Source organism: Sphingobacterium daejeonense (assembly GCF_901472535.1).
Classification (GTDB): Bacteria; Bacteroidota; Bacteroidia; order Sphingobacteriales; family Sphingobacteriaceae; genus Sphingobacterium; species Sphingobacterium daejeonense.
Window position 1 is genome coordinate 997,601 of sequence record NZ_LR590470.1, and the last position, 18,311, is coordinate 1,015,911.

Sequence of the window (18,311 nt, forward strand, 5' to 3'; positions counted from 1 at the left end):
TCTATTGTCTATTATCAACCAAGCTCTATTGTTTCCTGAATATTTATTTCATTCATGAAATATTGATCATGTGAAACAACGACAAGACAGCCATGGTAAGATTGAATTGCTGCGGTCAAGATCTGAATGTTTTGAATATCGATATTGTTGGTAGGTTCATCTAAAATTATCATGTCAGGAGCTTGACTTTGAATATTTAAACAACATAACAATAGCCTCATTCTTTCGCCACCACTAAGAAACAGACAACTTTTGTCCCAAGTATCCTTGGAGAACAAAAACCTATTCAACCTAATTTTTATTTCATGTTCTTGGAGTCCTGAATGGTTGAAAGATTGTGCCATATCGTAAACTTTCATTTCCGTTTTGATCAAGGAATAGTCTTGGTCAACATATACGTAATTAAAGTTTGCTCTAGAGATTTCTCCGGAAGTGGGTTGTCTATTTCCAATGATTAAATTTATTAAACTTGTCTTTCCAGATCCATTGGTTCCTTTTAATGCAATTCTATCTCCCGATTTGATCTTGAAATTTAGATTTTGGTGCCATAAATTTCTTCCGTTAATTTTCAAGTTGACCTCTTTTGCTTCAGCTAGAGTTTTGCCAATATGTAAGCTAGATTCTTCAAAGCCAAATTTCATTTGATCAATTTCGGGCAAATTGGTTCTAAGATCCTGGAGGGTCATTCTGATTCCAGATATCTTTTCTTCATGTACAGTTTTCAGTTTTCCACTACTCCCTTCTGCTTTGTTTTTCAATCCGCCCATCAATATCTTAGGTATTCCAGCTTTTTCTTGTTTTTTCTTTCCTCTGGCATTGAGTTTATTCTGCCTTTCCAAGGCTTCTTTTTCCTTTTCCCGAGCTTTGCGTAGTTCTTTTTCTTTAGATTTGACGTCATGGTCCAATGCATTCATTGCCTGTTCTTTTTGTTCGGCAAAGAATTCGTAATTCCCACCATATTTCACGATGCCTTGTTTGGTCATTTCAGCGATTTCAGGAATTAGGTTAAGCAAAGTCCGGTCATGGCTAACGACTAAAAGGGTCTTCCGACAGTCCTTGATGAATTGATAAAGTAATTCCCGAGATTCGTGGTCTAGATGGTTGCTGGGTTCATCCATTAAAATTATTTGAGGTTCCTGAATGGTAATACCTGCTAAAAATACCTTTGTTTTCTGGCCACCACTCAGTTCCCCGATTTTATAATCAAGAAAAATATCTGTCAATTTCCATTCTGAAAGTGTATTTTGGCAACGATCTTCAATGCTCCAATCATCATTTAGGAGATCGAGATTATGTTCAGTCATATTTCCTAATAAAATCTCCTTGAAGGCGCTTAATTTGTCTGCTATACCTAATGCTGCTGCGATGGTCAGATTATTATATTCGTCGAGCAATTGTGGAATATAATAGGGAATGGAATCACAGCTGACTGTACCATTGTTGAGTTGTAACTGACCTGCTATAACTTTTAAAAGAGTAGACTTTCCAGAACCGTTGTTACCTATCAAAGCAATTTTCTCTTGCTCCGCGATAGTCAAGTTGATGTCCTGAAATAATATGTCCTTGTTGGGATGAATATATGTTGCGTTCTGTATAATAATCATAAATTCTTTCTTTTTGGGATAAAACCATTAAAAGCTGTAACAGCCTTATTGAATTGTTTTTCTGAAAGAATTTTTGGTATTACATATATTCTGTTTTGTATTAATATTTATGCAAATATAGCTTTTTTTTGTAATAGCATAAAAATTTCGCTTTTAAGCATTTTCTATGGTTCTGAAAGTTAGGTTTATCCTTGGGCCGTAGACGACTTTAGTTGGAGGGAGTCTATGTAGCCAGTGGTCTTGAGTACTTCCTTTCATCACCAATAAGCTTCCATTTTCCAATATTATATCAATTTTTTCTTTGGTGGTTTTGTGTTTAAATGAGAATTTGCGTTCTGCCCCAAAAGTCAGTGAGGCGATGGCACCATGTTTTTTTAGATCTTTTTCACCATCGCTGTGCCAGGCCATTCCCTCAGATCCATCATGGTATAAGTTTAATAGGCAGGAGTTAAATGTTTCTCCAGATTCTTTTTCTACGAGGGATTTCAGCTCCAACAGTTCATTTGTCCAGGGGAGGGCGACTTTTTGTATATTGGAATAGCTGTATTCAAATCGTTTGTCACCATACCAAGCGACTTTGCGTTTAGTTTCGATATGTTTCCCAAAGATAATGGCTTGATCATTTTTCCATTCTATTCCATTTAGAAGTTGGTCATAATAATATTTGGGATTATCACAGATTACACCGTAATAATTTACAATTCCATCCTGAGGTATTAGGTTTTTTGAAGGTTCTGCCGTATTAAATAGCTTCATGTGTGATGTCTTTGTCTTTGTGTGCGAATTCCCAACCTAAAATAACGGTTTTACGGATTGGTTTCCAACGGTATCCACCTGTTTGTCCTGTTGTTTGAATTACTCTGTGGCATGGTATCAAGAAGGCAATTGGATTCTGTCCAATAGCAGTTCCCACTGCTCTAGAAGCCGAGGGTTGCTCGATCGCAATGGCAATATCTTTATAGCTGCTGACCTTGCCTAGAGGAATCTGAAGCAGTGCTTGCCATACCTTTAATTGGAAGGCCGTTCCCTTCAGATGTAATTTTATCTTTTTTAAGGATTGATCTTCTGGGTTGAAGATTTTGATCGCTTCGAGATGAATAGGTAATTCATGCTCAATAAATTCAGCATTTTCAAAATTTTCTTTCAATTCTTTTCGTCCTCCTTCTAGATTGTCTACAAATGCCATATAGCAGATTCCTTTTTCGGTAGATCCTACTAAACAGATTCCAAAAGGGGTTTCCTGAAAACTATAGGATATGGTCAGTCCTTCGCCAGCTTGTTTGAATTCGGCAGGTGTCATCCCTTCAATCTGTACAAACATATCGTGCAACCTGCTGGTGCTGCCCACGCCTGTCAACAGATGCGTTTCAAATAAAGTCCTTTGTTCTTCTTTCAGAAGTTTCTTGGCATAATTGACTTGCGTGTACTGCAAGAATTTCTTCGGACTTGTTCCTGCCCAATCACTGAACAATCTTTGAAAATGAAATGGACTTAAGTGAACATGTTCAGCGATTTCTTCCAAGCTTGGTTTTTCTTGGAAATGATCCTGGATATATTGAATTGCTTTTGCAATTCTTTCGTAATTCAATTCTTTTTGTGTCTTTTCCATATTCAAATTTCCCTACTCTTGGCAGAAATTAAAATCCGATTCTTGCTAAGTTACGAAACTGCAAAATAGAAAGGCATCTGAAAAAATCAAATGCCTCTCAGAATAAACTAAATATTAGGGAATTTATTTTGCTAAATAACCACCGTCTACAGGGTAATAAGATCCTGTGACAAATGAGGCTTTATCTGATGCCAACCAAAGTGTTAACTCAGCAACTTCTTCTGGTTTTCCTAATCTTTGGAAAGCATGTTGTGTTTCGAGATATTTTAAGGTATCAGCATCTAAGTTATCATCAACCAATGGGGTTGATATAAATCCAGGGCCGATCGCATTTATACGTACACCTTTAGTTGCATATTCCCAACCTGCAGATTTTGTCAATCCAACAACGCCATGTTTTGCTGCTACATAAGCTGATGATTGAGCAAATCCGACAGCTCCCAAGATTGAAGCCATATTGATAATACTGCCACCCACTTTTTCAATTTCAGGGATTTGGTAATGCATACCGTAGAACACACCATTTAAGTTGATGTCAATTACTTTTTTCCATCCCTCAATAGAAAGATCAGCAACTGGATTTGCTTCACCGCCAATCCCAGCATTGTTGACAGCAATATGTAAAGCTCCGAAATTTTCTATAGCTGCCTCAACAATTTTCTTGTTGTCTTCTGCTGAGGATGCATCTGCTTTGATAAAGATTACATCTGCATCCCCAAGGCTATTGATAAGATCATTGCCAAGTTTTTCATTCAAATCTGCTACAACTACCTTTGCGCCTTCTTTTACAAAAAGTTCAACGATAGCCTTTCCAATTCCTGAAGCTCCTCCAGTTACAATAGCCACTTTGTCGTTTAGTTGTTTCATTTTATACCTTGTATTAAGTTTTAACATAAGATACGAAGAATACTAAAGTCAAAGTGTGACTTAAGTCATACAAAATACTGATTATGACTTTAAGGGGAAAGATGATAAGAAAGGTTACAAATCTTTGATAAAAGTTATTCTCTTTTTTCTGGGAATTCACTGCTGAGGATTATGGAATCGCCTTTTCCATATTCATTTGAATATACTTTTATTAAAACACCTACTGAGGAAAGGATCAATGGTCCAAATATAAGACCCAACATCCCGAACATTTTCAGTCCCAATAATACACCGAAGACTGTAATCAATGGAGGTACATTTCCCAATGTTTTAAGGATCGTGAATCTTAAAATATTATCTATACTGCCAATTAATACCAATCCATACAATAGTATACCGATACCATTGCCTGTTTCACCTCCTGCAAGTGTAATTATTCCAAGCGGAACATAAATGGTCATAGTTCCTAACACCGGAACTATTGAAGCAATACCGGTAAGCATTCCTAAAAGGATAAAATTTTCAACTCCAAATATCCAGTAGCCTAACACAGCCACTAATCCTTGGAAAAACCCTAAGATTGGAATACCAATGGCATTTGATCTCACCATGGAATCAAATTCCTTCCACAGCTCCTGTTTGCTTTTCGGAGAGAAAGGAATCCCACGAGCAATATATCCTTCCATTTGTCTTCCATATACCTGCATAAAATAGAGTACAAATAATGTTACAAGTATATTGACCATCACCTCTGCTACTGAATTAAGGACTGTAGGTACATATTTTGTAAATCCTTGCAGCGTAGACAGCAGGGCCTGGTCTGACATATCAATATCTTTAAGGAAAGGCTTGTCTGCCATATATTCCTTTAACAAGTTGAATTGAGAGACTATTTTATCTGTATTGTTCAAGAAACTTGTTATTTGCGGAACAAGGTAGTCTACCAATGCCCAAATGGGAAGGACGATAAAAACTATGGAAATCAATATAAAGAGCAGACTAGTTAGCGGTTTATTCCATCTTCTTTTTTCTGTCAATTTGAAATAGCTGTTTCTATAGAGAACATAAAGCGTAATTGCACCTAAAAAGCCTGGAAGATAATAGTATAGATTCTTAAAAATAAGGATACAGATCAAGATGATGATCAGTATCAGCATGATCTGATTGATGGAGTTGTTATTAATTTGCTTAATTCTCATATGTGGTTTAATCTGCAAACAATTTAAGGAATAGTAGTGAGATATGTGATATGAGATTTGAGAAATCCCATTTCTTGATATCTTACAATGGAAAGACAAAAAAGGGGATCTTATTGTTTGAGGCAAAAAAAATCCCATCCTTTTTGGGGATGGGATCTTATTTTGTTTTAATATGGTTATGCTCCTAATTGAACACGTTTGAAAGCTGTCACTGTTAATCCTTTAGCAACTGAGTCTAAGAATTGAGCGATAGTTTTAGAAGAATCTTTAACGAATTCTTGGTTCAACAAAGTGCTTTCTTTGTAGAATTTGTTCAATTTACCTGCAGCGATTTTTTCGACCATTTCTTCAGGTTTACCTTCCGCACGGATTTGTTCTTTAGCGATTTCTAATTCGCGTTCGATAGTTTTAGAGTCTACACCATCTTTATCGATAGCTACTGGGTTCATTGCAGCGATTTGCATAGCTACGTCTTTACCAGCTTCTTCAGCTCCTTCAGCATCAGCAGAAAGTCCTACTAATACTCCTAGGCGGTAGTTACCGTGGATATATGCAACCACTTTATCAGCAGATACGGCTTCGAATTTAGAAACGTCGATTTTTTCTCCGATTTTACCAGTTTGTTCGATTAATAAGTCAGCGATTTTAGTACCACCGATTTCTAATGCTTTTAAGTCTTCAAGAGAAGCAGGGCTGTTTGCCAATGCAGCGTCAGCTACTGATTCAGCAAATGCTACGAAGTCAGCGTTTTTTAGCTACGAAGTCAGTTTCACAGTTTACTTCTACTACGATACCTGATTTGCCATCCGCAGAAGCTTTAGCAATGATTACTCCTTCGTTTGAGTCGCGGTCTTGACGGCTAGCAGCAACTTTAGCACCTTTTTTACGTAGGTAGTCAACAGCAGCTTCGAAATCACCATTAGCTTCCACTAATGCTTTTTTACAGTCCATCATACCAGCGCCAGTTTGTTGACGCAATTTGTTTACATCTGATGCAGAAATTTGTACTGACATAGTATATTTTTTGTTAAAATTACAATTGATGTGTTAAGGATTCTTTGTTTTAATAACAAGAGAATGTTAACTTTTTATTTGTTCAATAGGTTTTGCTTATTAGCAAAAAACCGGGTAGACAGTTGCGGTAAAAGGAAGCAGATCTTCCAGAAACCAACACTAGTCTATCCGGCTTATATAATAGAATAATATTATTCTACGTCTTTCGCTTTACGAGTGCGTTTTCCTGGAGCAGCTTCAGTAGCTTCACCATTATCTACTGCAGCTTTAGCAGCAGCAGCTTCTTTTTCCGCGTCCTCTTCTTTATCGCGTTTGCGTTCTTCTAATCCTTCGATGATTGCTTTACCAATTACGCTAGCGATTAAGCTGATTGATTTAGTAGCGTCATCATTTGCTGGGATTGGGAAATCGATGTTCGTAGGGTCAGAGTTAGTATCTACCATTGCAAAAGTAGGGATGTTTAATTTCATCGCCTCAGCAACCGCAATGTGCTCTTTTTTCACGTCGATAATGAACAATGCAGCTGGCAAACGGTTTAAGTCTGCGATACCTCCAAGAAGGTTTTCTAACTTAATACGCTCACGTTGAATCATCAATTTTTCTTTTTTAGACAATACATCGTAAGTGCCATCTTTTTGCATTTTATCGATGTTTGACATTTTTTTGATTGATTTACGCACAGTTGCGAAGTTAGTAAGCATACCACCTAACCAACGTTCCGTTACGAAAGGCATATTAACTGCTTTCGCTTGTTCAGCTACGATTTCTTTAGCTTGTTTTTTAGTAGCTACAAATAATACTTTACGACCTGATTTTACGATTTGTTTGATCGCTGAAGCAGCCTCTTCTAATTTTGTAAGAGTCTTGTTCAAGTCGATAATGTGGATACCATTGCGTTCCATGAAAATGTACTTAGCCATTTTCGGATCCCACTTACGAGTAAGGTGACCAAAGTGAACACCTGCATCCAATAATTCTTGATATGTTGTTCTTGCCATTTTTTGATCCTCCTTATATTAACGTTTACTGAATTGGAATCTTCTACGAGCTTTACGACGTCCTGGTTTTTTACGCTCAACCATACGGTCATCACGCGTCATTAACCCTTTAGCACGCAAAGCAGGTTTTACTTCTGGGTTAAGCTCTACTAAAGCTTTAGCGATCGCTAGGCGAACTGCTTCTGCTTGACCTTTAACCCCACCACCCTGAACGTTAACGTTGATGTCAAAATTTGCAAGAGAATCAGCTACCAATAAAGATTGAGTAACGATGTATTGCAAAGGTAATGTAGGAAAATATTCCTTGTAATCTTTACCATTAACGGTAATATTTCCATTGCCAGCAGTTAAGTAGATGCGGGCAACAGCAGTTTTTCTTCTTCCTGAAGTGTTAGTTGTTGACATAGTCGTTCTCCTTAAAATTTAACTGGTTTTGGATTCTGCGCTTCATGTTTGTGCTCTGTACCTGCATAAACATAAAGGTTTTTAAATAATTGACGTCCTAGACGGTTTTTAGGTAACATCCCGCGAACAGCTTTCTCGATGATGCGCTCTGGGTGTTTTGCCATTAACTCTTTTGGAGAAACGAAACGCTGACCACCTGGGTAGCCTGTGTAGCGAACATATACTTTGTCGCCCAATTTGTTTCCAGTCAATCTAACTTTGTCTGCATTGATAACAATCACGTTATCTCCACAGTCTACGTGTGGGGTGAATGAAGGCTTGTGTTTTCCACGAATCACTTTCGCGATTTCGCTTGCCAAGCGCCCCAAAATCTCGCCTTCAGCGTCAACAACGATCCATTCTTTGTTAACGGTGTTCTTGTTAGCAGAGACAGTTTTGTAACTTAACGTATTCACTTGCTTTTATTTAATTAATTAATAATGTTTTAAATCCTTTTGTAATCACTACAAAGAGGTCTGCAAAGGTACAATAATTTAATTCAATTATCAAAGCCAATTTTATTTTTTAAAGCAAGTTTTCATAACAAACCTAATTCTTTCATTTCCAAGGAGCTCCAAGCTCAAAATTTTACCTTCGTATAACCTAGCTGATAATCTTGTTAAGCTAGTGTTATAGGAGGATATGGAACAGATCCTATTGAACCTCTTATTTAACATTTATTAAACTTTATCCTTTAAACTTTTCTGCATTTTTGTGCTCTTAAAATTAATTTGTTACCTTGAATTGCCTTAGACTGTGCAATAGGCAAGATGATAGGAGAAAATTAAAGAGATTTAGATGAGAAAATCACAATGGTGCAAACCTCTCGTGTTGGGGGTAATGTTGATGGCGGGACAGGTGTTGTTTGCGCAAGAATTGAAAGATGATAAGGGATATAAGGAGAAATTAGCTTCGATAGAGTCAAAACTGAAGAGTGGCGATTTGGCAAATGCTTTACAAAGTATCGAAGAAACACTTGAAAGATATCCCAAAGGCGCTGAGGTATACTATGCTAAATCTTTATTATATGCTCAAGCAAGAAATTTTGAAGTCGCTCTACCTGCTGCTGAAGAGGCTGTAAAGATCGCCCCGGAAAACATTCTGTATAATAATCACCTCCTTGAACTGTATAAAAGTAAGGGTGATTTTGATTCTGCTGTTCAGCTGTTGGATGATTTTATAAAAACCCAACCCGACAACCCACAGGTTTACCGTGAAAAAATAATGATGCAGCATGCAGGTAAAAAATCTGAAGATGCATTAAAAACCTACGACGAAACTAAAGCCAAGTTTGGTGAAACTGATACTTTAGATGTGTTGAAGGCGGAAATTTTAATGGACCTCGACCGTACAAAAGAAGCAAATGATCTATTGCAGACTTGGCGCAAGAAGAAATCACCTATTCGACAAGTCTATAGTACCTTAAGCTATATCATGATGGATCAAAACAAACCGAAAGAGGCACTGGATGTCTTGGAAGAAGGTTTGGTAACGACGAAGGATGATCTACTGTATATGGATATGGCGGATGCTAATATGGCATTAAAGAAAAGTCCTCAAGCATTTGAAAACATAAAGAAATCATTTCAGTCGAATACTGTCAATTTTATTGATAAGCATCGCGTCATGATGAGCTTGGTGAACAATAACAAGGATTTCAGCAAGGACCAATTACAGGATCTGGCAAATGTTCTAGTTTTAAAACATCCTCGTATGCCGGATAGCCATATGTTTAAAGGGGACATTTTATGGATGCGCGGTGAATTGGATCAGGCGAAGTCATTATACCTGACTACGGTAACGATGAATCCTCAACATGTTGAAGCATGGCGTAAATTGATCAATGTTGAGTTGGCTGCCAATCAGTTGGATGAAGCCATTGTCGATGGCAATGAAGCTCTGAGGAACAATCCTAACAATGTTATCATTACTTATTTTGTAGGTGTCGCCTATATGATGAAAAAGGATACCGAGAATGCTAGGTTATATCTTGAGCGAGCATTGGACCAAAGTGCGAATGAGAACGATTTTGTGAAATCGATGGTGTATGGTGGATTGGGAGATCTATACCATGAGATCAAAATGGAATCGGCATCTGAAGTTGCTTATGACGAAGCCATCAAATTGGACAGTAATAATGTTACTGTATTGAATAATGCGGCTTATTACCTAGCATTACAGAAGAAGGACCTTGAAAAAGCGGCTGAGTATTCCAGACGATCTAATGAGCTTGAGCCTAGCTCCGGCACTTTCCAAGACACTTATGCTTGGGTATTGTTTCAACAAGGGAAATATCAAGAGGCACTCCCTTGGATAGAAAAAGCAATCAAAAATTCAGAGCCATCAGGTGTTCTGTTTGAGCATTATGGAGATATCCTTTTTAAAGTTGGGAAGAATAGAGAAGCAGTGAAGCAATGGGAAAAGGCATTGACCATGGCAGATGGAAGTTCTATTGATAAAGAGAAATTAAAAAAGAAAATAAGTGAGAAGAAATATATTGAGTAAACTAAGTTTGGTGCTTGCTGTTTTGGTCTTGACATATTCATGTGCAAGTAAAAAGGCTGCAGTGAAAAAGGATGATTCCGGCGTAACAGCAAAGGGTAAGGATCTATTGAGCACCTATGAATTGAATAACTTAAATTTTATTACCTTTTCAGGGAGGGCAAAAGCTAAGGTTCAATTTGGTGAAGAAACCCAAAATGTGACTTTGAACATCAGGATGGAACGGAGTAAGGCGATCTGGATTTCAGTTACTGCATTATTGGGGATTGAGGCTGCTCGAGTTTTGATCACTCCAGACAGTGTCAAAATCATGAATAGGTTGCAGAGTGAATATGTGGCGAAACCATTTTCTTACATTTATAAATACACCAACCCAGGCATCACTTTTAAAATGCTTGAGGATATTTTAATTGGAAATATATCAACTGAAATGTTGCGTACGGACCAACTACAGATTGCGACAAGTGAGGATGATGTTCAAGTAATAGGGGTGAAGGAGGGGTTAACCTTTCATTATGGTGTAAATAAAAGCAACAGGCCATTTGCATTTAATTTAATGGAGCTTGGAAAGACCAATAAATTGGAAGCACATTACAGTGATTTTGCAGTTATTGATGGACATAATTTTCCGCAAAGATTCACGTTAAACATTGAAGGAAGTGGCGCGAAAGTGTCTTCTGATATGCTATATAACAAGTCAGAGTTAACAAAACAGTTGAAATGCCATTTAATATCCCTTCGAGATATAAGGCAATCAATTAATTAGGAGTGATCGAATTTAAAGAAATTGTGTTTTTTTTATTTTCGTATTAACTATATCCTTATTTTTGGAAATTCTACAAAAACTAGATATAAAGAATTTAGCAGTTCATGGATTTTAAAAAGATTGTACTCAGTATATTTTCCCTTTTACTTTTTGTTGGCCTAAGCTATGGTCAGAGTAGTTTGGAATTAAAGAAACAAAGAGAAAGAATAGATAGGGAGATTGCTGAACTTCAAAAAATATTAAGCGCAAAGACTCAAGAGAAGATTTTATCCCAACAGGAAGTTGCTGCTTTGAGCAAGCAATTGGATCTGAGGGAGAATAAAATCAGTACAATCAATTCTGAATTGCGTATCATCAATAAAAATATTTCATCAAACAACGCTATTGTTGACAAGCTGAAGGCTGAGCTCGAGAAGATGAGACAGGATTATGAGAAAATGATCCTTTTCGCATTCAGGAATAAGAACTCGTACAACAAGATGATGTTTATTTTTGCTTCGAAGGATTTTAATCAGGCATTTAAACGTGTTAAATATTTACAGCAGTTTACTGATGCACGTAAAATCAAGGTTGCGGAAATAGAAGGTACAAAAAAACAGATTGAGTTGAAGATTGCTCAATTGGAAAGAGATAAGAAAACTCAGCAGTCCTTGTTAAAAGAACAGGAAGCTGAACGTAATACAATTGCTAAGGATAAAGCTGCTCACTCGCAGGAGTTGAATCAATTGGCAAGGGAGGAGCGTACTTTCCGTGGACAGTTGACCAAGAAGCAACAAGAGAAGAAACGTTTGGATGCTGCTATCAAGTCAGCTATTGCTCGAGAAGTCGAAGCGGCACGAAGGGCAGAAGAAGAACGCAGAAGAAGACTCGCTGAAGCTGAGGCTAAGAAAACAGGTACTACTGTTACAGAGGCTGAGAAGAAAATTGAAAAGAAAACAGGTTCTTCGGTGTTGAACAACTCGCCAGAAGCGACTAAGTTGTCAGCAGGATTTTCGTCGAATAGAGGTAGGCTGCCATGGCCAGTAGGACAGGGTAATATTGTCCGTAATTATGGTAGTGTTACGGTTGAACGTGGTGTTCGTGATTTCTATGATTATATCAGGATCCGTACTTCAGATGGCGCGCCAGTAAAAACCGTATTTGAAGGTACTGTACTGCAGGTTATCAATATTGGTTCTTATGCTGTAGTTGTGCAGCACGGTGAGTACCTTACTGCTTATTCTAACTTGAAATCGGTATCAGTTAGAAAGGGTCAGAAGATCTCGACAGGAACCGTTATCGGTGCGGCAGATTCAGATCCAGAAGTGGGTTATTCATACATTGATTTAAGTGTATAACCGTGGTACAACATCTATGAATCCATCGATCTGGATAGCAAGATAGTTACATGGTTTTTAAATAATTTATCTATATATTTGTTAGATATACCAACTGAAACGAATTAGTAAATAAGTAGAATATGTATACATCAGGATTATTATTTATCGGTACCAATGAGATTATTATAATTGTGGTATTGGCGTTGTTGTTATTTGGGGGTAAAAAATTCCTGAATTGATGCGTGGTTTGGGTCGTGGCGTGAAAGAATTCAAAGAAGGCCAAAAAGATGATCAAAATGCGGAAAGCAATACAAATACAACAACTAATAATGATACAGTTAACAACCAACGTTAATACAGGTCATTAAAGATTTTTAAAAGTTTCACTAGATATACTGATATGTCTGGTGAAACTTTTTTTTTTATAACTAACCATTAGATTTGGCACAAATTGCCAACGATAAGCGAAGAACTAACACAGATAGTTTAACAGTACCTAACAATACTCATGAACAAAAAAATTAGTTTCCTAGTTACAATAGGCTTGTGTGCCTTTAAGATCAGCGACGCACAGGAACAAAACTTAGAGCCATCAATTTATGCCGAGACATTTCAGGCTACCATAATTGATCAGATTGAGAAAGATAAGGAGAGGACATTTTCCATGCCTCGACTCCATCAAACAAGTAAGTGGTGGATCCATCGTATTCAGTGATGAGGACGTTAATATTGCTCAAAGAATCCTTAGAATTCAAAAAACTGTTCCTTTAGAGTACAATCATCGCGTAAAAGCTTACTTGGATAAATATATTTCCAGAAATTATAAGCCTTATATGGAAAAGTTACTCGGTCTGAGTGAGTATTATTTTCCTATTTATAATCAGATATTTGCGGAACAAGGCATCCCTGAAGAGGTTAGATACCTATCAGTAATAGAATCATCTTTGAATCCACATACTGTTTCTACATCCGGCGCAGTAGGACCATGGCAATTTATCTATGGTACAGCCAAAGGATATAATATGACGATGGATTCAAACTTTGATGAACGAAAGGATGTGTACTCGACTACTTATGCTGTTTCAACTTACCTGAAGGATGCTTATGACGAGTTCAATGATTGGCTGTTGGCTTTAGCTTCCTATAACTGCGGTAGAGGCTGTGTGAGAAGAGCAATAATACGTTCAGGGTTGAATAGTCCAAACTATTGGCAATTGTCCCCTTATTTGCCAAAAGAGACTCAGAATTACATTCCTAAATTCATTGCTATGACTTATGTGCTGAATCATGCTGAATTATATGGATTAACTCCGCAGGTTAATGATCTTCAATCTGAACATAAAGTTTTAATGCTTGACAAATCTGTGAATTTGACGAAGGTTGCTTCGGCACTAACTTGCTCACCAGATGTCCTTAGGCAACTAAATCCTGGTTACAAGCGAGATGTTGTAATTGCAAGTCCAGAAAAGCAAAGACGATTAGTAATTCCAGTCAATGCATCTATGAGCGATTCGTTGATCTATGCTGCTTTAAATAGCCCGCAAGATGAGGTTATACAACAAGCAATTGCAGCAGTAGATGTCAAAGAGGATAAGGAATATAAAGAATTTACCAAGAAGGTGGCTGCAGTAACGAAATCAACTGCCAAAAAGAAAAGCCCAACGTTTGTAACCTATGTAGTCAGAAAAGGGGATACTTTATCAGACATTGCAAATAAGCATCGAGGAGCTACAGTTACGAAGATAAAATCTGATAATAATATTAGAGGTTCACATCTTAAGATTGGTCAGAAACTTAAGATTTATAAGGGAAAAAGTTAGTGAGGTTTTTGCCTAAACAAATAGAATAAAAAAAAGTTGCGGCTATGATAAATATGCCGCATCTTCTTTTTTATCGTATTCTTCCAATACTACCTCCACATGTTCTTTAAGGATAGTTGAAAGCTTCAAGCCATAATAATCGCTGAATACAGGGAATTGATGGTGGCTACGGTCTATTAGGACAGCTGTACGCATTCTTTTCAACGGTACGTCAAGGAAAACTCCAAGTCCGTATGCCAAGGTCCTTCCGCTGTTTAAAACATCATCTATTAATATTACCACTTTGTTCTTCGCAGACTCTACAGGTACGTCTGTTGTGGCTTCCAGATTGCGCTTAGTTTTTTTGAACTGTTACTTTGATCAATTCAAATGTTTTGTCTGGAGCTATCTCCTTTAATATTTTCTGTAATCTTTCGGCAAAAACATATCCTCTGTCTGCCAAACCTACCAACACAATAGTGGGTTCATCAAAGTTGTCTTCGATGATTTGATATGCGATTCTTTTGGACTTCTGTAAAATTTGCTCCTTATTTAATATAAGTGTTTTCTTAGATGACATTGTAGCTATTTTAATAGGGGTAAATTTAGCAAAAATTTAAAAAATAAAGTCCGAAAGTATGACTCTCGGACTTTATTTTATATTTAATATTTTTTGATCGATCTAGTGTAGGTTGGATTTATTAGTTGGGTTTGCATCTGCCGTCATGATACGTTCTGATTCATCCACTTTAGGGCGTCCACCATTATAATAATATCTTTTCCAGTATGCTTCATTTAAATTGCTAACCATGACACCTTTGCTAGATGATGCATGTGCGAATTTATCGTCACCTAAATAAACACCAACATGTGTAATGCTTCTGCTTCTGATTTTGAAGAATACTAAGTCTCCAGGTTGTAAATCGTTCTTACGAATAGGAGTTACATTGGAATATTGATTGCGACTATTGTAGCCAATAGTAGTATTAAATACATTTTCGTAAACTGCTAAAGAGAATTTAGAACAGTCGATACCTCTTTTAGAATCTCCACCTAAACGGTAAGGAGTTCCTAGCCATTCGTATACAAATTGATAAAGTTTGGTGTTTGTAGTAGCGTTTGAAGCAACGCCCATGATTTGTGAGAAGTACTCTTTTGCTAGGTTATCAGGGTCTGAGGATTTTTTGGCTGGTTTGAGCCTGCGAGAATAGACATAAGCCTATGAATAGCATCACTGCCACTAGTTTCTTTGTTTTCATTAATTCGCTAAATTTATACAACCATACGCTCCCTGAAATCCTTCATTTTATTGTAATTTTTCAAACGAGCTGAAGCAAATCTAATACATACTGTATAGAATTCAAAACAATTCTTTATAAATTTAACAAAGTTTTAACACTTTTAACATTTAACCAAAATCGATAATCATCTACATTTTTGAAAAAAAATCCCCGAAAATAGGTTCTATTGCCTTGTATCTCTCTTTTTTATGTTTTTTAATAATTTTTTAATAAAACTTATCAGTTATATGAAATTTTATAATATATTTGGGAAATCAAAAACAAATTTAATGTTAAACTCATCTATTATTATTACAATTATCATTACCACCGGGGGTGAAACCAGGAGGAAGTGACTCTATTGTATAGTAAATAGTACAGATATTAGAAGCCTTCCTCTCACGAGGAGGGCTTTTTTATTTTGAAAAAACAAAACTAACAGTATATAAACAGCTTTAAAGCATGAAAATTTTAAAATTTGGCGGAACATCCGTAGGTTCCGTAGAAAGTATCAAAGCAGTTCTATCCATCGTCAAAGAATCTTATGATGCTGGTGAAAAGCCTTTAGTCGTTCTGTCAGCCATGTCTGGAATCACCAACCTATTGACAAAAATGGCTGAAGATGCAGCGGAAGGCAAACCTTTCGCTGAGGACCTCAAGGTAATGGAAGAAAAACATTTCGAAGTAGTCAAGAAATTGATTGCTGTGAAATTTCAAAATCCTGTTCTTACACGACTTAAATTGTTAATCAATGAACTGGAAGATCTTCTGCAAGGTGTAACAGCACTAAAGGAGCTAAGCAACCAAAGTAAAGATCTGATTATTTCATATGGTGAACGTTGTAGCAATTATCTTGTTTCAAAAGTAATGGAACAAGAAATTCCCGAATCAGAGTATATCAACGCTTCTTATTATATAAAGACAGATTCAAATTTTGGGAATGCCCATCTAAATGAACCATTGACTAATCAGCTTATTCAAGCACTCTCTCAAACACATGCTGATAAACTCCTCTTTGTAACAGGATTTATTGGTTCTAATGAGAAAGGACGTATTACCACTCTTGGTCGTGGAGGTTCTGATTATACGGCTGCTATTTTTGGTTCTGTATTGAATGCTACAGCGATTGAAATTTGGACAGACGTGAATGGAATGCTTACTGCTGATCCTAGAATCGTGAAAAAGGCATTTTCATTGCCTTTGCTTTCCTATACTGAAGCTATGGAGCTTTCATATTTCGGTGCAAAAGTCATTTATCCACCGACCATGGTTCCGGCTTTTATGAAAAAAATCCCTATTGTTATCCGCAATACTTTTCAGCCGAAATTTTCAGGAACGGTTATTCAATTTGAGAGTGGCAAATCAGCTTATCCAATCAAAGGTATATCTTCAATCTCAGAAGTATCTGTGATCAATCTGACTGGTTCTGGAATGGTTGGTAAATCAGGTTTCAGCGGAAGGCTCTTCACGCTGCTTGCCCGCGAGCAGATCAACGTCATTCTAATTACCCAATCGTCCTCTGAACACAGTATTACATTTGCTGTAAATCCAAATGATTCTCAAAAAGCTGTTGAGTTGATTCAAAATGAGTTTGAGCTTGAATTATTGGCGAATAAATTGTCCATGCCAGTAGTTGAAGGAGACCTATCTATCTTGGCCATTGTTGGGGAGAACATGAAACGTACTCCAGGTATGTCTGGAAAGCTATTCCATGCCTTAGGTCGGAATGGTATCAATGTTCGAGCTATTGCGCAAGGATCTTCAGAATTCAATATATCTGTTATCATCAACAAGGAGGACTTATCAAAAGCCCTCAATGCTGTGCATGATGCCTTTTTTGCTGAGTTGAAGAAAACTCTTCATGTGTTCAATATAGGAACTGGTAATATAGGGTCAACATTATTTAGTCAGCTAAATAAACAGCATGACTTTCTGGAAGAGCAGAATGATATCGAAATCAAAGTCGTTGGGATTTCTAATTCCCGCAGGATGTATTTCAATGAGAATGGAATTGACCTAAACAGCTGGAAAGAAGAATTGGAAAATGATGGTGAGGTTGCCGATTTAGCGACCTTTATTTCCAAAATGCAGGAGATGAATCTTCCGAATTGTGTGTTCATAGATAATACAGCCAGCAAATTGCCTTCAACCTATTATGAAAATATTTTTCAGTCTAATATTTCCATAGTGACTTGTAATAAGATTGCCAATTCTGGTGAATATTCCCAATATAAATTGTTACACGAGACTGCTCGCAAGCATGGCGTGGATTTCTTTTATGAAACGAATGTCGGTGCAGGCTTGCCAATTGTGAGGGTATTAAAAGACCTGATGATGAGCGGCGATAGATTATTAAAGATTGAGGCCATTCTTTCAGGTACAATCTCTTATATCTTTAATAACTTTAAAGGAGATGCTTCTTTCTATGATGTAGTGAAGAAGGCTCAGGAACTTGGTTTTACTGAGCCCGATCCTAGAGATGATTTGGGAGGAATAGATTTTATGCGCAAGATGTTGATTCTTGGAAGGGATGCGGGTTATCCTATTGAATCTTCAGACGTTGAATTGGGGAATATTTTGCCTGAGAGTTGTTTGCAAGCAAATTCTGTAGATGAATTCTACGCAGAACTTTTGAAAGCAGATGATTATTTCAACAATCTAAAGAGAGAGGCGGAGGAGCAAGGGAAAGTAATTCGATATATTGGATCTCTTGAAAATGGGAAAGTATCTATCAGCCTTCAAATGGTTGATGAAAGTCATCCATTCTATGCGCTATCTGGAAGTGATAATATTATCTCCTTCACAACGGAGCGTTATAAGGAACGTCCATTAGTTGTGAAAGGACCTGGTGCAGGCGCTGAAGTTACCGCTGCTGGCGTATTTGCAGATTTAGTAAACGTAGGCGCTTAA

16 protein-coding genes and 2 pseudogenes are annotated in these 18,311 nt (G+C 37.1%); 6 read left to right on the plus strand and 12 right to left on the minus strand.

Annotated features, from left to right (window positions below):
- Positions 1–14: 14 nt before the first annotated feature.
- The 9 genes and pseudogenes from FGL31_RS04820 to rplM form a co-directional block, all read right to left on the minus strand.
- Positions 15–1,604 (minus strand): ABC-F family ATP-binding cassette domain-containing protein, encoded by a 1,590-nt coding sequence (locus FGL31_RS04820; protein WP_138089897.1) that lies wholly within the window; start codon positions 1,602–1,604, stop codon positions 15–17.
- Positions 1,605–1,757: 153 nt separating this feature from the next.
- The gene (locus tag FGL31_RS04825) at positions 1,758–2,360 is read right to left on the minus strand and encodes an alpha-ketoglutarate-dependent dioxygenase AlkB family protein (protein ID WP_138089898.1); all 603 of its coding nucleotides are present in this window, start codon (positions 2,358–2,360) and stop codon (positions 1,758–1,760) included.
- On the minus strand, positions 2,347–3,213 hold the full coding sequence (locus FGL31_RS04830) for a bifunctional transcriptional activator/DNA repair enzyme AdaA (protein ID WP_138089899.1): 867 nt from the start codon (positions 3,211–3,213) through the stop codon (positions 2,347–2,349). The genes FGL31_RS04825 and FGL31_RS04830 overlap by 14 nt, the downstream gene beginning before the upstream one ends.
- A 123-nt stretch (positions 3,214–3,336) precedes the next feature.
- Complete coding sequence (locus tag FGL31_RS04835; protein WP_138089900.1) at positions 3,337–4,080, minus strand: SDR family NAD(P)-dependent oxidoreductase; 744 nt, start codon at positions 4,078–4,080, stop codon at positions 3,337–3,339.
- Positions 4,081–4,214: 134 nt separating this feature from the next.
- A complete protein-coding gene (locus FGL31_RS04840) occupies positions 4,215–5,279 on the minus strand; it encodes an AI-2E family transporter (protein WP_138089901.1) in 1,065 nt (354 codons plus the stop codon).
- A 176-nt stretch (positions 5,280–5,455) separates the two neighbouring features.
- A pseudogene (tsf, locus tag FGL31_RS04845) lies at positions 5,456–6,293 on the minus strand (translation elongation factor Ts).
- Positions 6,294–6,484: 191 nt separating this feature from the next.
- Entirely contained in the window at positions 6,485–7,291 is an 807-nt protein-coding gene (gene rpsB, locus FGL31_RS04850) for a 30S ribosomal protein S2 (RefSeq protein ID WP_099369648.1), read from the minus strand.
- 18 nt (positions 7,292–7,309) lie between these two features.
- On the minus strand, positions 7,310–7,696 hold the full coding sequence (rpsI, locus tag FGL31_RS04855; protein WP_093098740.1) for a 30S ribosomal protein S9: 387 nt from the start codon (positions 7,694–7,696) through the stop codon (positions 7,310–7,312).
- Between the two features lie 11 nt (positions 7,697–7,707).
- Positions 7,708–8,151 carry a 50S ribosomal protein L13 gene (gene rplM / locus FGL31_RS04860; protein WP_093098741.1) on the minus strand — a complete coding sequence of 148 codons (444 nt, stop codon included), beginning with the start codon at positions 8,149–8,151 and terminating at the stop codon, positions 7,708–7,710.
- A gap of 382 nt (positions 8,152–8,533) precedes the next feature.
- Here rplM and FGL31_RS04865 point away from each other — a divergent pair, with 382 nt between their 5' ends.
- The 5 genes and pseudogenes from FGL31_RS04865 (at position 8,534) to FGL31_RS04885 (ending at position 14,142) form a co-directional block, all read left to right on the plus strand.
- Entirely contained in the window at positions 8,534–10,240 is a 1,707-nt protein-coding gene (locus FGL31_RS04865; RefSeq protein WP_232046273.1) for a tetratricopeptide repeat protein, read from the plus strand.
- On the plus strand, positions 10,218–11,003 hold the full coding sequence (gene lolB1, locus FGL31_RS04870; RefSeq protein ID WP_232046274.1) for a lipoprotein insertase outer membrane protein LolB1: 786 nt from the start codon (positions 10,218–10,220) through the stop codon (positions 11,001–11,003). Before FGL31_RS04865 ends, lolB1 begins: the two co-directional genes overlap by 23 nt.
- A gap of 104 nt (positions 11,004–11,107) precedes the next feature.
- A complete protein-coding gene (locus tag FGL31_RS04875) occupies positions 11,108–12,340 on the plus strand; it encodes a murein hydrolase activator EnvC family protein (RefSeq protein WP_232046275.1) in 1,233 nt (410 codons plus the stop codon).
- 122 nt (positions 12,341–12,462) lie between these two features.
- A pseudogene (locus FGL31_RS04880) lies at positions 12,463–12,677 on the plus strand (Sec-independent protein translocase subunit TatA/TatB).
- 280 nt (positions 12,678–12,957) lie between these two features.
- Positions 12,958–14,142, plus strand: a complete 1,185-nt coding sequence (locus FGL31_RS04885) for a lytic transglycosylase domain-containing protein (RefSeq protein ID WP_138089902.1) — start codon at positions 12,958–12,960, stop codon at positions 14,140–14,142.
- A 42-nt stretch (positions 14,143–14,184) separates the two neighbouring features.
- Here the strand turns inward: FGL31_RS04885 and FGL31_RS28790 are convergent, their stop codons facing one another.
- From FGL31_RS28790 to FGL31_RS04895, 3 genes are all read right to left on the minus strand, one after another.
- On the minus strand, positions 14,185–14,424 hold the full coding sequence (locus FGL31_RS28790) for a phosphoribosyltransferase family protein (protein ID WP_317130962.1): 240 nt from the start codon (positions 14,422–14,424) through the stop codon (positions 14,185–14,187).
- A 52-nt stretch (positions 14,425–14,476) separates the two neighbouring features.
- The gene (locus FGL31_RS28795) at positions 14,477–14,701 is read right to left on the minus strand and encodes a phosphoribosyltransferase family protein (protein ID WP_317130963.1); all 225 of its coding nucleotides are present in this window, start codon (positions 14,699–14,701) and stop codon (positions 14,477–14,479) included.
- A gap of 102 nt (positions 14,702–14,803) precedes the next feature.
- A complete protein-coding gene (locus FGL31_RS04895; protein WP_317130964.1) occupies positions 14,804–15,256 on the minus strand; it encodes a C40 family peptidase in 453 nt (150 codons plus the stop codon).
- Positions 15,257–15,863: 607 nt separating this feature from the next.
- Here FGL31_RS04895 and thrA point away from each other — a divergent pair.
- Positions 15,864–18,311 (plus strand): bifunctional aspartate kinase/homoserine dehydrogenase I, encoded by a 2,448-nt coding sequence (gene thrA, locus FGL31_RS04900; protein ID WP_138089903.1) that lies wholly within the window; start codon positions 15,864–15,866, stop codon positions 18,309–18,311.

What these genes read in the sequence shown, in the direction of transcription:
- FGL31_RS04820 (WP_138089897.1), bottom strand. Translation starts at nt 1,604, where the DNA reads ATGATTATTATACAGAACGCAACATATATTCATCCCAACAAGGACATA.
- FGL31_RS04825 (WP_138089898.1), bottom strand. Translation starts at nt 2,360, where the DNA reads ATGAAGCTATTTAATACGGCAGAACCTTCAAAAAACCTAATACCTCAG.
- FGL31_RS04830 (WP_138089899.1), bottom strand. Translation starts at nt 3,213, where the DNA reads ATGGAAAAGACACAAAAAGAATTGAATTACGAAAGAATTGCAAAAGCA.
- FGL31_RS04835 (WP_138089900.1), bottom strand. Translation starts at nt 4,080, where the DNA reads ATGAAACAACTAAACGACAAAGTGGCTATTGTAACTGGAGGAGCTTCA.
- FGL31_RS04840 (WP_138089901.1), bottom strand. Translation starts at nt 5,279, where the DNA reads ATGAGAATTAAGCAAATTAATAACAACTCCATCAATCAGATCATGCTG.
- rpsB (WP_099369648.1), bottom strand. Translation starts at nt 7,291, where the DNA reads ATGGCAAGAACAACATATCAAGAATTATTGGATGCAGGTGTTCACTTT.
- rpsI (WP_093098740.1), bottom strand. Translation starts at nt 7,696, where the DNA reads ATGTCAACAACTAACACTTCAGGAAGAAGAAAAACTGCTGTTGCCCGC.
- FGL31_RS04865 (WP_232046273.1), top strand. Translation starts at nt 8,534, where the DNA reads ATGAGAAAATCACAATGGTGCAAACCTCTCGTGTTGGGGGTAATGTTG.
- FGL31_RS04875 (WP_232046275.1), top strand. Translation starts at nt 11,108, where the DNA reads ATGGATTTTAAAAAGATTGTACTCAGTATATTTTCCCTTTTACTTTTT.
- FGL31_RS28795 (WP_317130963.1), bottom strand. Translation starts at nt 14,701, where the DNA reads ATGTCATCTAAGAAAACACTTATATTAAATAAGGAGCAAATTTTACAG.
- FGL31_RS04895 (WP_317130964.1), bottom strand. Translation starts at nt 15,256, where the DNA reads ATGGGCGTTGCTTCAAACGCTACTACAAACACCAAACTTTATCAATTT.
- thrA (WP_138089903.1), top strand. Translation starts at nt 15,864, where the DNA reads ATGAAAATTTTAAAATTTGGCGGAACATCCGTAGGTTCCGTAGAAAGT.